Annotated in this window: 17 protein-coding genes (1 of these 17 running past the window's edge); 1 reads left to right on the top strand and 16 read right to left on the bottom strand. The window is 54.9% G+C overall.

Features of this window, described 5'->3' with window-relative positions:
- Positions 1 to 60: 60 nt before the first annotated feature.
- From BLW97_RS00575 to BLW97_RS00515, 13 genes are read right to left on the bottom strand one after another with little or no spacing between them, the layout of a single operon-like run.
- Positions 61 to 1,389: an NADH-quinone oxidoreductase subunit N gene (locus BLW97_RS00575; protein ID WP_031570983.1), complete on the bottom strand. Its 1,329-nt coding sequence runs from the start codon at positions 1,387 to 1,389 to the stop codon at positions 61 to 63.
- Positions 1,379 to 2,839, bottom strand: a complete 1,461-nt coding sequence (locus tag BLW97_RS00570; protein WP_139110833.1) for a complex I subunit 4 family protein — start codon at positions 2,837 to 2,839, stop codon at positions 1,379 to 1,381. The genes BLW97_RS00575 and BLW97_RS00570 overlap by 11 nt, the downstream gene beginning before the upstream one ends.
- On the bottom strand, positions 2,836 to 4,698 hold the full coding sequence (nuoL, locus tag BLW97_RS00565; RefSeq protein WP_075322015.1) for an NADH-quinone oxidoreductase subunit L: 1,863 nt from the start codon (positions 4,696 to 4,698) through the stop codon (positions 2,836 to 2,838). The genes BLW97_RS00570 and nuoL overlap by 4 nt, the downstream gene beginning before the upstream one ends.
- A complete protein-coding gene (locus BLW97_RS00560) occupies positions 4,691 to 5,002 on the bottom strand; it encodes an NADH-quinone oxidoreductase subunit NuoK (protein ID WP_010640723.1) in 312 nt (103 codons plus the stop codon). The genes nuoL and BLW97_RS00560 overlap by 8 nt, the downstream gene beginning before the upstream one ends.
- Positions 4,992 to 5,486: an NADH-quinone oxidoreductase subunit J family protein gene (locus BLW97_RS00555; protein WP_024894630.1), complete on the bottom strand. Its 495-nt coding sequence runs from the start codon at positions 5,484 to 5,486 to the stop codon at positions 4,992 to 4,994. The genes BLW97_RS00560 and BLW97_RS00555 overlap by 11 nt, the downstream gene beginning before the upstream one ends.
- Positions 5,483 to 6,013 carry an NADH-quinone oxidoreductase subunit NuoI gene (nuoI, locus tag BLW97_RS00550; RefSeq protein ID WP_024894631.1) on the bottom strand — a complete coding sequence of 177 codons (531 nt, stop codon included), beginning with the start codon at positions 6,011 to 6,013 and terminating at the stop codon, positions 5,483 to 5,485. The genes BLW97_RS00555 and nuoI overlap by 4 nt, the downstream gene beginning before the upstream one ends.
- Positions 6,010 to 6,966, bottom strand: coding sequence for an NADH-quinone oxidoreductase subunit NuoH (gene nuoH / locus BLW97_RS00545; RefSeq protein ID WP_024894632.1), 957 nt, complete (start codon positions 6,964 to 6,966; stop codon positions 6,010 to 6,012). The genes nuoI and nuoH overlap by 4 nt, the downstream gene beginning before the upstream one ends.
- Positions 6,963 to 9,260, bottom strand: a complete 2,298-nt coding sequence (locus tag BLW97_RS00540; protein ID WP_024894633.1) for a 2Fe-2S iron-sulfur cluster-binding protein — start codon at positions 9,258 to 9,260, stop codon at positions 6,963 to 6,965. The genes nuoH and BLW97_RS00540 overlap by 4 nt, the downstream gene beginning before the upstream one ends.
- The gene (locus BLW97_RS00535) at positions 9,257 to 10,516 is read right to left on the bottom strand and encodes a complex I 51 kDa subunit family protein (protein WP_024894634.1); all 1,260 of its coding nucleotides are present in this window, start codon (positions 10,514 to 10,516) and stop codon (positions 9,257 to 9,259) included. Before BLW97_RS00535 ends, BLW97_RS00540 begins: the two co-directional genes overlap by 4 nt.
- The gene (nuoE, locus tag BLW97_RS00530) at positions 10,501 to 10,986 is read right to left on the bottom strand and encodes an NADH-quinone oxidoreductase subunit NuoE (RefSeq protein WP_226831421.1); all 486 of its coding nucleotides are present in this window, start codon (positions 10,984 to 10,986) and stop codon (positions 10,501 to 10,503) included. Before nuoE ends, BLW97_RS00535 begins: the two co-directional genes overlap by 16 nt.
- Before the next feature lies 1 nt (position 10,987).
- Positions 10,988 to 12,688: an NADH dehydrogenase (quinone) subunit D gene (nuoD, locus tag BLW97_RS00525; RefSeq protein WP_075322014.1), complete on the bottom strand. Its 1,701-nt coding sequence runs from the start codon at positions 12,686 to 12,688 to the stop codon at positions 10,988 to 10,990.
- Positions 12,675 to 13,175 carry an NADH-quinone oxidoreductase subunit B gene (locus tag BLW97_RS00520; protein WP_010640737.1) on the bottom strand — a complete coding sequence of 167 codons (501 nt, stop codon included), beginning with the start codon at positions 13,173 to 13,175 and terminating at the stop codon, positions 12,675 to 12,677. Before BLW97_RS00520 ends, nuoD begins: the two co-directional genes overlap by 14 nt.
- Positions 13,166 to 13,525 (bottom strand): NADH-quinone oxidoreductase subunit A, encoded by a 360-nt coding sequence (locus BLW97_RS00515; protein WP_024894637.1) that lies wholly within the window; start codon positions 13,523 to 13,525, stop codon positions 13,166 to 13,168. Before BLW97_RS00515 ends, BLW97_RS00520 begins: the two co-directional genes overlap by 10 nt.
- A 150-nt stretch (positions 13,526 to 13,675) precedes the next feature.
- On the opposite strand from BLW97_RS00515, the gene BLW97_RS00510 reads away from it, so the two are divergent.
- Complete coding sequence (locus BLW97_RS00510) at positions 13,676 to 13,981, top strand: hypothetical protein (protein WP_024894638.1); 306 nt, start codon at positions 13,676 to 13,678, stop codon at positions 13,979 to 13,981.
- A 9-nt stretch (positions 13,982 to 13,990) separates the two neighbouring features.
- Here the strand turns inward: BLW97_RS00510 and BLW97_RS00505 are convergent, their stop codons facing one another.
- The 3 genes from BLW97_RS00505 to BLW97_RS00495 all read right to left on the bottom strand — a co-directional run.
- Positions 13,991 to 15,190, bottom strand: coding sequence for a Bcr/CflA family multidrug efflux MFS transporter (locus BLW97_RS00505; protein WP_207650531.1), 1,200 nt, complete (start codon positions 15,188 to 15,190; stop codon positions 13,991 to 13,993).
- 100 nt (positions 15,191 to 15,290) lie between these two features.
- Positions 15,291 to 15,497, bottom strand: coding sequence for a YgaP family membrane protein (locus tag BLW97_RS00500; RefSeq protein WP_024894639.1), 207 nt, complete (start codon positions 15,495 to 15,497; stop codon positions 15,291 to 15,293).
- A 74-nt stretch (positions 15,498 to 15,571) separates the two neighbouring features.
- Positions 15,572 to 15,820 carry the final stretch of a nitroreductase family protein gene (locus BLW97_RS00495; protein ID WP_031570980.1) on the bottom strand. The gene runs 351 nt beyond the window's last position, so 249 of the gene's 600 nt are visible here — the last part of the coding sequence; its start codon lies beyond the right edge, outside the window — the gene reads right to left on this strand; its stop codon occupies positions 15,572 to 15,574.

Genomic DNA, 15,820 nt, shown 5'->3' with positions numbered 1-15,820 from the left:
GATTAGCGATGAAACGGGGCCATGTCAAGGCATATACGGGCTGGTGAAGACGCAAACTTCTCAAACCATTCCCAAGGGCGCCAGCAACCAGCCGAATAGCAGGATCAATATGCCCAGTGCGGCAAAAGTCTCCCAACTGCGCCGATGCAGCAGACGATCGGGGTTGCTGAGCACGGACGGTTTCCACAAGGTACTGAGATAGTAAGCAAAAGAAAAGGCGCTACCGAGAGCAATCAGAATGGCCAACCAATAGGCCTGGTCGTGCACATCGGCGATAATGACCAGCAATTTGGCAAAAAAACCTATGCTGGGCGGCATTCCAGCCAGCGAGAGCAAGGTCAGGCCCAGAAGCCCGGCCAGTACTGGTTGGCGCTCCCGCAATGCCGCCCAGGGGATGGCAATACTGTTTTCCGGCAGCGCCGACAGGCCCATGAAAGTCCCCATGTTCATCAAGCCATACACCAAGGCATAAATAGCGCCTGCGATGATACCCAAGGGGCCGACCGCGAGGGCGGCCAGAAAGTAACCGGCATGAGCAATAGCCGAATAGCCCAACATTCTTCGCAAATGTCCGGCGCGATAAGCCAGGACGTTACCCACTACAATGCTGGTTGCCGCAATGACGGCAATGGGTATTTCCAGCTTTGGTGTTGCCGCCGCCAGGGTAATCAGCGCCCCCATAATGGCGACTTTTGCCACTCCACCCAGAAAAATCAGAAATGGCGCTGGCGCGCCTTGATAAATGTCTGCTACCCAGGCATGAAAAGGCGCGGCGGCAATCTCAAAACTCAAAGCGGCCAGTAAGGCCAGCACGCCCATCAATCCGAATACATTGGATGTCATATCACCCATTGGCGGAATTACTGCCAGACTGCCATCACCCAGATAAATCAAGGCAATTCCAATGGCAAACTGGGCCGATGCAAGCCCGGCCAGCACCGCATATTTAAAGGCGGATTCTACGGCTGCGCGGCCGCTGCCAGGCCAGGCCAGCAACGCAAAAAAAGGTAACACCTGCAGCTCCAGACCAACAAACATCAACAGAAGATTCTGGGCACTCACCAAAATCAGACTACCTGCCAACATAGTCAGCAACAGCCCAACCAAACTGCCTGTCATCTTTCGGGAAAGTGGATGAAAGGTAATAAAAAACAGTCCCGCCGCCATGGCCAGGCTCAAATAGACACCGAGAAGAGTGGCGCTGAGATCCCAGTACAGATCAGCTCCCAGAGCCATATGTTCGACGAAAATACTGGCTGCAGCAGCAATACTGCTGATTCCGCCTAACCAGGGCATGAGTCGACCCAGCCGCAGGGCATCTGCGAGAAAAGCAATCAGTGCCGCAGCAGCAACTATGAGTAATGGCAGCAAGGTTGGACTATAAGCCATGACCACCTCCGGCAATGACATCTCCACTATGAATGGAGAGCAGGGTACCCAGATGGGCAAGGATGATCTGGGGATCCAGGCCGAGCCACAAGGTCAGCAGTCCCAGCACCCAGAACAGCAACCACTCGCTCTGCTGCAAATCCACCAGATTATCCGGCAAGGTTGCGTTCAGCGGACCCAGCATGATCCGCTCGTAGGCACGTAAAAAATAGACCACACCCGCGAGGATCCCCAAGGTCGCCAGTCCAGCAGCCCAAGGCAACACCCGAAAGGCCCCTGCCAGGCTGAGAAACTCTCCAGGAAAATTGGCCAGCCCCGGCAGCCCCATTCCTGCCAGAAAGAAAAAAAGCATCCAGGCACCGAGACGGGGCGCGCGTCGAAACAAGCCTCCCAGCCCTGACCATTCTCCCGTCAAACCCCGGCTTTCCATAATGCTGACTACGCCGAACAGTCCTGCCGAGACCACGCCGTGCGCAATCAACAAAAACACACTGCCATGTATGGCCTGCGTTTGCAGGGCAAACAGTCCGAGAGCCACCAGGTTCATGTGGCTGACACTGGCCCAGGCTGCGAAAAGGCGAAGGTTGGCAGCATTGAGGGCGAGGAAGGCCCCATACAGGGTCCCGATTGCACCGAGAATAATGCCGACCGGGGCAAACTCCAGTGCCGCCTGGGGAAGCATGGGGATAGCAAAATGAATCAGGCCATAGGCACCTGCGGTCACGGCGGCCCCCGAAAGAAACACACTCCCCGCCGGCGCGGCATTGCCGTAGCCAGAACCCGCCCAACTATGCAGAGGGAAAAGTGGCATTTTGACCGCCAGGCCGGCGACCATACCCAAAAACAGCCAGATACCGAGACCCCCGGTAATACGGGTGTCAGCAAGCTGCAAAATGGAAAAATTATAGATCCCGGTCTGCTGACCGTGGAGGACATAAACTACAACCAGTGCGACCAGAAAAAGTAACGAGCCAACGAAGGTGTACAACAAAAACTGTAAAGCAGCAGCACGGCTTTTGTGGCCGCTGCGCAAAATCATGAAAGCTCCCGCCAATGCGAGGATTTCATAAAAAATATAAAACATCAGGACATTCTGAGCGAAAAATATCCCGAACAAAGCTCCGGACATCACCAGCACGGCGCTCGCCAGCGCCCGGAATTCGGGTAAGCGCCAGGCAAAAGCCAGACTCACCGGAATCAGCAAAGCGCACAGAAGCGCCAGGGTGCTGCCCAGAGGGCCAGCGTGCAAGGTCCAAAGACTACCCAGATAAGGGATATGGAGAGCATGTCCTAAAGTGCCGCTGGCTCCGGGGGCAAAACGCTGAATCAACGCCAACAACAATTCGAGCAGTGCGATGCTCATGGCAAAGTACTGACCACTTTGTTTTTGCGCAGAAAGCCACAGCGCCGCAACCCAGGGGAGAACAATCAACACCGTTACCAGGATCACAACAAGTACCCCCAGGCGATGAAGAGCAGCACCACCAGACCCAGAATCATGCCACTGGCATAGCGACTGATCAGGCCATTTTCGCCCGCTTCCAGAGCGCGGCTACCGAGTCCAAAGCCGTCTCTCAGCCCGCCGAGCAGCATCAGTTGAAAACCGCCCTGCTCAATCAGTCGGTCCAGGATATGCGCGAATGCGTACCAGATGGGCGGAAAAATGCGTAGAAAAATCCGGTCGAAAAACCAGGCATTGAAAAGAAAGGCTATACGACTGAGGCCACGACCTTCACGCTCCCATTGTGCGGCTTTGTAGGCAATGGCAATACCAATGAGGGTGGCCACTGAACCCGCCACTTGCAGAAAAATATTCACATCCCCCGACGGGGCTGGCGGCATGCCCAACTCTGGAGCCAGCCAGGGTAACCAGATTTTCGGGCCTGGCCAGCCCGGCGGAAACTGCAGCCAGCCAATACCAATACTGGCAACGGCCAGGATTCCCAGAGGAATTTTCATGCCCCAACCCATCTGATAGGACTCGCCCGGCTTTTCCGGGCCTTCAAACACCAGAAAATAAAGCCGAAACGCATAAATCGCCGTAAATACTGCGCCCAGCAATGCCAGCACCCAGAGCAGCTTACCACCGGGAACGATAAAAGCCGTAGCAATAATGGCGTCCTTGCTATAAAAAGAGGCCGAAATCACGGGCACGGCAGCCAGGGCAAAAATACCCGCCAGAAACGTCCAGCGTAAAAAGGGTTGCTGCTTTTTGAGGCCGCCCATCTGGCGAATATCATGATTATCGCTGTAGATGAGAATGACCACACCCGCGCCCATAAACAGCAGCGCCTTGAAACAGGCATGTACAAGCAGATGGAAAAGGCCGAGCGAAGGAGCACCAATGCCCACCCCGAGAAACATGTAGCCCAGTTGGCTGATGGTGGAGTAGGCCAGCACCCGCTTGATGTCCACCTGAGCAATACCGCAACTTGCCGCATACAGGGCGGTAAAAGCCCCGCTCAACCCGATCACCCAGAGCATCCCGGGGACTGCTGCAAAAATAGGGTACAGACGAATACACAAATACACGCCAGCAGTGACCATGGTAGCCGCATGAATCAGGGCGGAGACCGTACTGGGACCGGCCATGGAATCAGGCAACCAGATATGTAAAGGAAACTGCGCAGATTTGGCAACAGCACCAATCAACACCAAAATCCCCGCTATGGTGAGGGCCAGTAGATCGGGGCGGGCCGCCACAGCCGCAAACAGCGTGTGGTAATTGAGGGTGTGATATTCGGCAAACAGGATAAATATTGCCAATGCCAGGGCTGTATCCCCAATGCGGGTCACCACAAATGCCTTGCGCCCGGCCCAGGCATTTTCCTGTTTGCGATACCAGTGCGCCACCAGGGCATAAGAACACAAGCCGACCGTCTCCCAACCCAGGTAAAGAAGCAGCAGGTTATCTGCCATGGTGAGAATCAGCATTCCGCCCACAAATAAGTTCAAATAAAAATAGTAGCGCCGCTCGCCGTAATCGCCGTTCAGATATTGCTGGGAAAACAGATGGATCAGAAAACCTACAAAGGAGGCAATACTGATCATGACCAAAGTCACTTGATCTACATGAAAGCCTATATTGGCATGGAAATTACCCACCGAAATCCAGGTCCAGACCTGTTCATGGAGATTGGGGTCGCGACCGTGGGTCATCCAGACTGCAAATACCACCAGGGTAGACAGGAAGGGCATGGTTGCGGCCATGCGACCTATTTGCCGTGGCGAAAAATGCTCCCCAAAAATGCCATTCAGCAACGCCCCCAGCAGAGGAAAACCAGGGATTAGAAAAAGCCACTCATTCATCGACTTCCTCCCGAAGCTGCCGCAGGTCATCTACCGTATCCCCGCCCAGTTCCTGCTTGACGCGCAACAACAAAGCCAGGGTCAAAGCCAGGGCCGCACCGCTCAGCGCCATCATGAACACCACCAGTACTTGCCCGGTGACAGAATGCCAGCGGGCACCTCCGGCCAGAGCAATGACCATGGCAGCGTTAAAGAGCAACTCAATGCCCAGCAACAAAAAAATGAGATTGCGGCGCAAAATGATCAACGCCATTCCAATCACAAAAAGTAATGCGGCAATCACCAGTGCGAGTTCAAGCGTCATGATCATCCCTCCGATGAATTGCCAGCACGGCGGCAATCACGGCAAAGAGCAGCAGCGCCACAGCCTCCGTGAGCCAGAGATAGGGACCAAAAAGGGCACGCCCTACTGTGCCTGGGCCTATTTCCTGAATAAGCACCATCAGATCCGGGCGACGACTGAAAAGAAGAATCAGGACTGCCGTCAGCAGAACCACCAGCACCGCTGGCCACCAAAAACCCCGGCGCCAGCGCGGTTCTTCCCGGATCGTCAGCGGAGTGCGTAACAACATGATGGCAAAAAGAAAAAGGACCAGAATAGCGCCCACATACAACATCACTTCCAGAGCCGCGACAAAGGGTGCTCCCAGCACCAGAAATAGAATGCTCAAGGCCAGCAGGCTGACGCCCAGATTCACCGCGCCATGCATGGGATCACGGACCACCAGCAACGCGGCTCCGGTTGTGAGAATAATCAACAATAACAGCAAGATCAGAAAAATTGTCATGGCAGATTACTCCGGACATTGACGGGCGTTTTTTCGTTGATGCCCTCACCTTTATCCTTGTCTTGCAGCGCCACTCCGGAATGCCGATAAAAATTGTAATGCGGATGCTTACCCGTCCCGTCAATGAGCAACGCCTCTTTTTCGTAGATAAAATCAGCGTGGTGTTCTTTACTGAAAGCAAATTCATCGAGGAGCTGGATGGCCAGCGTCGGACAAGCCTCCTCACAGAGGCCGCAATAAATGCACCGGGAAAAATTAATGCGAAACGTCAGGGGATAGCGGCGCGTGTCAGGGCGCTCCCCGGCTTGCAATTCAATGCAACGCGTCGGACATACCGCTGAACAAAGCTGGCAGGCAACGCAGCGCTCATCACCGTCGGGATCACGCGTAAGTACGGGCCGTCCCCGCCAGCGTGGCGGCAAATTCAAAGGCTCCTCAGGATAACTGACGGTTGAAGTTCGGCCCAGCTGACGCAAGGTCGTCCACAGCCCTGCACCCAGTTCGGAGATATTGCGCCAGACCCTCATGCCAGCCTCCACAAAGCTGCCGCCAAAGCCGTCGCAAGCACATTGAACAGGGCCAGTGGCAGAAGCACTTTCCAGCCCAAGGCCATTAACTGGTCATAACGTGGTCGGGGCAAGGTCGCCCGCAACCAGAAAAACACGAAAATCACCGCTGCCGTCTTGATCAGCAGCCAGATCCATCCAGGTAGCCAGGGACCATGCCAGCCGCCGAGGTAAAGTAATGCCGTCAGCACTGCGATCAAGGTCAGGCCAAGATACTCTCCCAGGAAGAAATAGCCAAAGCGCATCCCCCCGTATTCTGTATTAAATCCGGCCACCAATTCACTTTCTGCTTCGGGCAAATCAAAGGGAAGGCGGTGGGTTTCGGCCACACCGGCTATCAGAAAAATGACAAAACCCAGAGGCTGAAGGACGATATAGGGCAGATTTTGCGCCGCGACGATCCCGTTGAGGGACAGCGATCCACTCAGCAAAACCACACCTAAAAGGGCCAGTCCCATGGGTAACTCATAGCTGACTAACTGGGCCACTGCCCGGACTGCGCCCAGCAGGGAAAACTTGTTGCCCGAAGCCCAGCCCCCCAGAAATACTCCGTAGGCGTTCAGAGAACTCATGGCCAGAATGAACAACAAACCGATATTCCAGTTGCCTGCCCAGGAAAAATGATGATCCAGCGGTACCACGGCAAAGCTGGCCAAAGCGCTGAAGGCCACCAGAACCGGTGCCGCCCGGTAAAGCACCGGATCGGCAAAATCGGGCACAAAATTTTCTTTGCTCATCAACTTGAGGGCATCGGCAAGCGCCTGGCCGACGCCCAGAGGGCCCAGGCGATTGGGGCCCAGACGATTCTGCAGAAAACCCAGAACCCGCCGCTCTGCAAAAACCAGAAAACCCGCCACACCCAGCAAAATCAGGGTGGTAAACAACATGCCCAGAGCCATCAGAAAAAGCATCATCGGCTTTGCTCCCAGCTGACTTCGACGGGATCACCAGGATATAAGCCCAGCTCGGCGAAACCTTCCTGATCAATGGCAATGACCCCTTGGACCATTTCTGCGCAGGCAATAACCGGCAACTGCAGATCTCCGCAAGGACCATGCAAGGTAGCAGCCACGGCCTGAACATCCGGATGCACCCGCAAACCCCGGGCCGGAGCCAGAGAATGCAGTTCGTCTGCGGTATCAGCCAGCGTTTCCCCACCAAACCAGCGAAAAATATCGAGCTCCCATTGCTCGGGCGTCACCTTCCGGGTTGCCGGAACTGCTGCGATTTCAAAGCGGGCACGAATAGTGTCTGGCAATAAAACTCCGGGGCCCTCTGGGTCTGGCCGTTCAGGACACAGAAAATGCAAATAAAAATCCAGCCGTTTTTGCCAGGCTTCGTGCAAGTGCAGCATTTCCGCCAGACGACCCAGCCAAAACAAAGGCGGCGGCGGACCGAGCGGGTGTTTCAAGCCTCCGGCCGCCTCGGGAAAGCCGCTGCCATGCACCGCCGAGTGCAGTACCTGCGCCTCGCGGCGATAAACCGGTGAAAACGCCTGAATCCGGCCTTCATAATTCACAAACAAACCGGCCCGCTCGGGAAAGGCCGCCACGGGTATCAAGGCTTCTGCGCTTCTGGCCGTTTCTGAATCAACCATGTCCAGCAAGCTCAGACCATCCAGACCTGGAGCGAGCGTTCGCCAGGTACCCGCCCCCCAGTCCTCCCCCAAGGGATCAGCGCCCAGACAAAGCAGATGATTGATTTTGCGTTGCCGCAAGGCCTGCTGCAGGCGCTCGGTATGACCGTCTGCCGCAAAATAAGCGGCCCCAAACAAATTGGGTCGATTGACAAAAGCACCGGCCCGGGCGTTGGCAGGCAGTTTTTCCAAGGTTTTGCGCAGTGCATACAAACCAGATGGGCCCAAGGTTTCTGCGGTGGCCAACAGCACCGGAAACCGTCCCCCCTGCAAACAGGGATCATCCGCTAATTCGGCAACCTGATCACGCAAGGCACTCGGGCGTAAAGGCCGATAATCCCCTTTTTGGGCCAATTCGGTCCGGCTGCTGGCCAGCACCGTCAAACTTGCGCCCTGGCGCAATGCCTGACGTACGGCAAAACCCGCCATGGGGGCAATGCTGTCCAGATCGCCGATGACCACAATGCGGTCGGCAGCCGCCACTTCCTGCAAACTGGGCGCCTGCGGAAGTGCCAGGCATTGTTGTGCCAGCGCTTCTGCCCAGGAACTGGTGACCGCAGCAAAAGGCGCATGCAGGCAGTCTGCCAACGCAAAAAGACCCAGATTACTTTGCAGATCTTCGCGCGGGGAGCCCAGAAAGCCACTGCGTCCTTCTTCCAGACGGCTGGCCAGCTGACGCAAGACGGCATCCTGACGGCTGGGTTCCCCCTTCAGGCGGGGCTGCAGGGGCCGGGAATTTGCCGTCACGTAGGGAAAAGCATAGCGACCACGGTCACAGAGGAAGTGACCATTTATTTCCGGCCGTATGCGGTTTCGTATGCGGCGCAAGGTTCCCAGACGCGCTCCGGGAGTCGTGTTACAACCCACTGCACAATGAGGGCATACCGAAGGACCCTGCTGCAAATCCCAAACCCTGACATAATCATGACGAAAAACCTTGTCCGTAAATACGCCCGTCGGACAGACTTCGACCAGATTCCCGCTGAATGGACTTTCCAGCGGACCATCTTCCAGGCGTCCAAAGCTGACCCGGTTGCGGGAGCCGAACACTCCGAAATCTTCACCCTGGGCAGCATCCTGATAAAAACGCACGCAGCGATAGCAGGTAATGCAGCGATTCATTTCCTGATACACCAAAGGACCGAGGTCCTGATTGCGATAGGTACGCTTCGGACCGCTGTAATGGCGCACACTATGTCCGGTCTGCACCGTCATATCCTGAAGATGGCATTGTCCACCCTCATCACAGACCGGACAGTCAAGCGGATGGTTGGTCATCAATAGCTCAATAATTTCCCGATGCTCGGTATGCACGTCGTCTTCCAGAGTAACCAGTTGCAGACCATCGCTGGCTGGCAGCAGGCAGGCCATGGTAATCCGGGGTGGGTGTTTGCTGTCATGGGCGTACATTTTCACGGCACATTGCCGACAAGCCCCCAGACTTCCCAAAGCGGGATGAAAACAAAAATAGGGGATCTGCTGATCTTTTCCGGCGGCAATAGCTGCCTCCAGCACATTCTGTCCAGGGGTGAAGGGAATCTCCTGACCATCCAGAAAAAATACATGCTTCATGATTGAGGCCCCCGATATGGACAATGACCCAGGCGAACATGTGCCTCAAAATCATCCGCAAAGGCATGTAAACCCGAAAGCACCGGCATCAGCGCTCCCGGAGCCAACGCACAAAAACTGTTGGGGGCAATTTGCCCACCAAGCTGATGCAGGGTCGCAATATCCTCGGCACTGCCTTCTCCAGCCTCAATCCGCTCCAGCAACCAGCGCACATAGGGCAAGCCTTCCCGGCAGGGCGTGCAGAATCCACACGATTCGCGCGCGAAAAAACGGGTCGTCGCCACCAGAAAATCGACGGGGCACTGCCGATCATCCATCAGAATGAAGCCGCCTGTACCCAGTCGCGAACCGACTTTGGCCACCGCATCAAAATGCATGGGCGTATCGAAGTGTTCGGGCATCAGAAAGGGTGTGGAGGAGCCCCCCGGCAACACCGCGCGCAAAGTGCGCCCTGGCTGCAAACCTCCAGCATGTTCAAACAGTATTTCCTGAGCGGTCGTTCCCATGGGCAATTCAAAAACACCGAGGCGTTTCGCAGGGCCACAGACACTGTACAATTTGCTGCCCACGCCGCCATTGACGCCCAGACTGCGAAACCAGTCCGCGCCATGCGCGAAAATACCCGGCAAATGCGCAATGGTTTCGGCGTTGTTGACAGTGGTCGGTTGCTGCCAGAGCCCCTGTTGACTGATATGCGGAGGTTTTTTACGCGGATTTGCGCGTTTGCCTTCAATGGCATTGAGAATGGCCGAATCTTCGCCACAAATATAGCGTCCCAAAGAAACATGAATATCCAGGCGCAAATCGCCATCAGGCAAGCGCATGAGTCCTGCCTCGCGGGCCTGATGCAGTGCTTTTTCCAGAACACGGGCACCTGCTGCATATTCACCCCGTACAAAAATGACGGCATAACGCACCCCCAGAGCGTGAGCCGCAATAAACATGCCTTCCAGAATATGGTGCGGAGCCCCGAAAAGCAGAGCACGGTCCTTGATACTGCCCGGCTCGGTTTCATCCAGATTGCAAACCAGATAACGCGGTTCAGGAGCATCAACTCCGCGCAGACGCCATTTGAGACCCGTCGGAAAGCCCGCACCACCACAACCCCGAAGCCCGGATTTTTCTAGTTCCGCAATAATATCAGCGGGATCCATCTGCACGGCTCTTGCAAGCCCCACATACCCCCCGGCATCCCGGTAAGCGCGCAGATCTGCCGGATCGGGATCTGCAAAATGCCGGCTCAGGATGGCTTCCATATATCCGCCTCCAGTTGTGCCAAAAGCCGGGTCAATGTCTGGGTGTCCACCGGTCCCAGCGCCTGGTCATCCACCATCAGGGCGGGGGCCCGATCACAGAGGCCAATGCAGACATGCGGTATCACCGTCAGTTTGCCACTGCGACTGACCTCACCGAGATCCACGCCCGAATGCTGGCGGGCCTGGGTCAGGATATCCTGAGCCCCGGCCATATGGCAGGCGATGCTGTCACAGATGCGCAGAACATGGGTGCCCACCGGTTCACGCAACACCAGGCTGTAAAAGGTGCAAAGCTCCTCGACCTTGACCGGACTCAACCCGGTCAAAGACGCTGCCAGACGCAATGCATCCTCATCAATGTAGCCTCTGGCCTTTTGCAGGACCTGCAGGACTTCACTGATGGCGGCTTCCGGAACCGGTGACGCCACCACCAGATCCTGCAACCTGGCGAGAAGCGATGCATCATTCAAGTCAACGATCGAGGTCGGCGAGGACATAATCTATGGATCCAATCGTGGCAATAAAATCGGGGAGGGCCGTATCGCGCCCCAGTTCGGTAATCAGCTGGACGTGGGGGAAGGAAGGAGTCCGTACCCTGAGCCGGTATGGGTGGGCGCTACCGTCAGCCACAATGTAATAGGCGAGCATGCCGCGCGCTGACTCGGTGATGCTCAGTACCTGTCCTGCAGGAGGACCAATTTCGCCCGCCATCTGCTCGAAATGGTGAATCAGCGTTTCAATATCCCGCAAGGTATGGTCTTTGGGTGGCAGGGCATACCGGGCGTCAGCAGCCAGAGTCGCACCATCCGGCATTTTGTCGGCGAGCTGCCGAAGCATCCCGATACTTTCGCGAATTTCATCAATATGCAGTTGGGTTCTGGCTAAAGCATCCCCATCGGTGGAGGTCGGCACCTCAAAATCAAGAGCATCGTATAGCCCGTAGGGTGCTGCTTTGCGCATATCCCAGGCTTTGCCCGTACTGCGCAAGACAATACCCGATGCGCCCCACTTTTCCGCCTGCGCCGCTGACAGCACCCCAATCCCCTGAGTGCGGGCGCGGAAAATGGGATTCCCTACAGTGAGTATCTCCGTATCCCGCAAACCGGACTCTACTTTCTGGAGGACTTGCAGCAGATCATCGCGCCAGTCCTCCGGCAAGTCAGCCGCTACTCCACCAATCCGAAAAAACTGTGGATGCAGGCGCCCGCCGGTATATTTTTCGATCAGATCGAGCAACAGCGCTCTATCCCGAAATGCATAAAATGCCGGTCCCATGGTGCCGAGATCATTTCCATAGCTTCCCAACCACACCAAATGGGAAGATATCCGGCAGATTTCCGCCAACAAGGTCCGGATACCCTCGGCGCGATCCGGCAATTGCAAATCCGCCAGCATCTCCACCGCACGGACATAGGGAAACTCACCCAGGATTCCCCCCAGATAATCCACCCGGTCGGTATAGGGAATAAAATTATGGAACGTATGTCCTTCGGCTATTTTTTCCACACCCCGATGGTGATAACCAATATCGGGGTCCACGCTGGCAATTTTTTCCCCGGAAATTTTCAGTACAAAGCGCAAAATTCCGTGGGTTCCTGGATGATGTGGGCCAACATTCAGTACCGTCTGCCCGGATTCCGGAGCTGACACCTCGTCGCTGTAGGCTTTGAGTGCTTCCTGCAAATCGGTTTTACTCAAACGATAGGCGGGGCGCTCTGTGGCGCGGATGGCTTCGCTTTTTCGCAGCGGGTGCCCTTCCCAGAGGGGCGGGAGTAAAATGCGCCGCAAATCCGGATGACCACTGAACTTCAGACCAAACAGATCGTACACTTCCCGTTCATACCAATTGGCATTGGCAAAAATACCGGTTATCGACGGTACCGGAAGCTCGGCGTCGGCGTGTGTCACCCGCAAACGCAGGGCACCACAACCCTCCAGTCCGTGCAGATGATAGGTCAAGGTATATTGTGCAGCCTCTGCGGCACCATGTGATCCTTCATCCACGGCCGTCAAATCCAGCAACATCGGAAAAGACGGTTGCATTTGTTCATGCAGGAATTGCATGGCCGGCAGCAACTGCTCTTCAGGCAGCAGAAAATCCGGCCAGCCATCCCGCCCATCGGTAACCGGACTCGCAGCAAAGTGCTTTTGCAGCATCTCAGCCAGAAGCATTAGTCAGCTCCCGCTGAAATATCCGGGGAGGATTACGCCGGATTTTCTGCTGCAACAATAACAAACCGTCCATCAGGGCTTCCGGACGGGGTGGACAACCCGGCACATAAATATCTACGGGCAGCAGTCGATCAATACCCTGGACCACGCTGTAGACATCATACATGCCTCCGGAGTTGGAACAGGAGCCCATGGAAATTACCCATTTGGGCTCCAGCATTTGTTCATATATCTCCAGAATCATGGGCGCCATTTTCACGAAAATCGTCCCTGAAGTGATCAGCACATCCGACTGCCGGGGCGAGCCACGCAGCACCTCGGCACCAAATCGCGACAAATCATGGCGGGGCGTCACGGCAGCCACCATTTCAATAAAACAGCAGGAAGTACCAAAATTCAGGGGCCAGAGAGAACCTGCCCGACTCCAAGCCAGCATTTCTTCAAATTTGCCCACCAGCAAAGACAAGGGACCCGGAGCTAATGCCATTGCAAACCTCCCATACGCCACTCATAAAACAAGCCCAGACCCAGGATCACCATAAAAGCCAGTCCAGCCACAACCGGTCCCCAGCCCAGGGCATGAAAAGCCACTGCCCAGGCAAAAAGAAAAGCGGCTTCCAGCTCAAACACCAGAAAGGAAACGGCCAGAAGATAAAAAGCAACGGGGGTTCGCGGATGCGTACTGGTGTTGGCTCCCAGCCCACTTTCAAAAGGAATGTTTTTATTGCGATTGGGGTGTTGTCCGCCGAGCAGACCCGATATCCAGAGAATACTCATCAATACCAGCAACACTGCAGCGGCAAAAATCCCAACTATCAGGGCAGGGCTCGCCATCATTGCCGATTCTCCCAAAGTGCGATTTTTGTCGAAAAATACAAAAAGCCCCCTTTTCAGAATTCAGGCACGGCGCGATACCACGCAGTGTCATCATTGAACTACGCTGTATAGTATAGACCATCATTTGTAGCGCATCTGAGGAGCTCTCACATGAATATTTGGGAAGACCCCGTCGTCCAGTCGGGCATATTGGACTATCTGGAGCAAAAACAACTGCTGGCCAGCTTCACCAGCATGGGTGGTGTGGCACTCAGGGAAGGTGCACAGTGTCACTGCAGTCTTCCCGAGCATGAGGGCAATGAAGTGATTGTGCTTTGTCAGTTTGATTTTGAAGAACTGGTCCCCTTTGGAGCTGCTGGAGATCAGCGTCTGCGACAACAGGGACAGGCGCATGTGCGTCTTGATGCCAATGGTCAGGTCAGTGACGCATGGTTATGCCGGCCGGGTTCCTGCTAAAAAGTCCATTCAGCTTTTCATGAGCAGGGCAGGATCTTGCAGCTTACGGGCGTAGCGCAAACCGACCACCGCAACAGCAGCACAACCCAGAATGGTAATGCCCAATGGGAACGCACTGTGCATGACCATACTGCCAATAACCATGGCAGAAACAGATGCAGCCGTGAACTGCATGGCTCCGAGCAGTGCTGAGGCACCGCCCGCATGAGCGCCTTGCCCGGCCATGGCCAGTGCCGTGGCATTGGGACCGACCAGACCAATGCTCGCGACATAGACGAACAGCGGCAGCATAATGGAAAACATGCTGATTTCTGGATAATAACCAATGATAAACAATACGATACCCGCCAGCAACTGAATGATCACCACCGTCTGGAGGATTCCTTCTGCTGTGTAGCGCCGATGCAGGATTCGGTTGAGTTGTGACATGACTACCAGGCCCAAGGCATTGGCACCGAATATCCAGCCAAAACTGTTGGCCGGGACTTTATAAAGATCAATAAACACAAAGGGTGATCCGGCAATATACGCAAACATGCCGCCGTAGCACATGGCATAAACCAAAGAAAAAGCCATAAAACGCCTGTCCTGCAAGAGCGCATGGTAACGCCGCAAAACCTTGCTGACCTCCAGGGAATGTTCCGCTGTGGGTTGATGGCTTTCGTGCAATCCCAGATAGACCAGCCCAAAAATAAACAGCCCGAATACTGTCAACAACCAGAAAATACTCTGCCATCCCAACCAGACCAGCAAGTATCCGCCCATCAACGGCGCGATAATAGGGGCAAGGCCCATCACTAGAATCATGGCGGCAAAAATATGTGGCGCTTCCCTGGGGGAAAACAAATCACGCACCACGGCCCGGGAAATCACCAGACCTGCGCATGCTCCCAGCCCCTGCACAAAACGTAGACCGATCAGCACCCCGATAGAGGGAGATAAAGCACAGCCAGCCGAAGTCAGCACATACAGTATCAGTCCCAGCAACAGGGGTCGGCGGCGTCCAAAACGATCCGAAAGCGTCCCAAAAAACAACTGCCCCAGAGAAAGTCCTACAAAAAAACTGGCCAGGGTCAACTGCACCGCCAGATGTGGCGCTGTAAAATAGCGGGACAGCGTCGGCAGACTGGGAAGGTACATATCAATAGACATCGGGCCAAAGGCGCTTAACATGCCCAGGATAAAAATCAGTCGTCTTTTATGCAGCAACGTTTTTCCTTGCCATGCCTGATAAACCAAAGGCACGGGACGACCGTGCCTTCTGTTTTCACTAAACCTTATACTGAGCTAAGGAGGATACATCCTGATCTCAGGAATGCTTTTTTACCGGGCAGGTTTTGATACCCAGCAAAGTATACAACCCACAAAAACCAGTGATTCCAGTAATCAGGGGCACCAATCCAACCACTGCCCACCATTTGTTTTCACCGTGCAAGAATACTGCGAGCACCACAATAATCACCAACCCCACAATCACCCGGATCAGACGATCCATGCTTCCTTCATTGACTGGCATTGCCCTCTCTCCTGCAGGAATTTCCTGCCCGTATCAACTGGAACTGGATTATAGTACGTAAACTCCCTGAATCACTAAAAATGATCTGTTTTTACCAGGGACTGGATGTCAACCCGATTTCTTTCCCAGGCATTTTCGGTCCCTTTACCTACGGCAATCATGTACCCGATCGCATGATTTTCTGGCAAATGGATCAGTTTTGCCACAGCATCAAAATCAAAACCATCCATCGGACAGGAATCATAGCCGAGATCCTGGGCCAACAACATCAACGTCATTCCAAAAATGCCCAGGGTACGCATGGCTTCATCCCGCGCAATTTC

The organism is Acidithiobacillus albertensis (genome assembly GCF_001931655.1).
GTDB lineage: Bacteria > Pseudomonadota > Gammaproteobacteria > Acidithiobacillales > Acidithiobacillaceae > Acidithiobacillus > Acidithiobacillus thiooxidans.
This window is presented reverse-complemented; position numbering and strand designations above follow the sequence as displayed.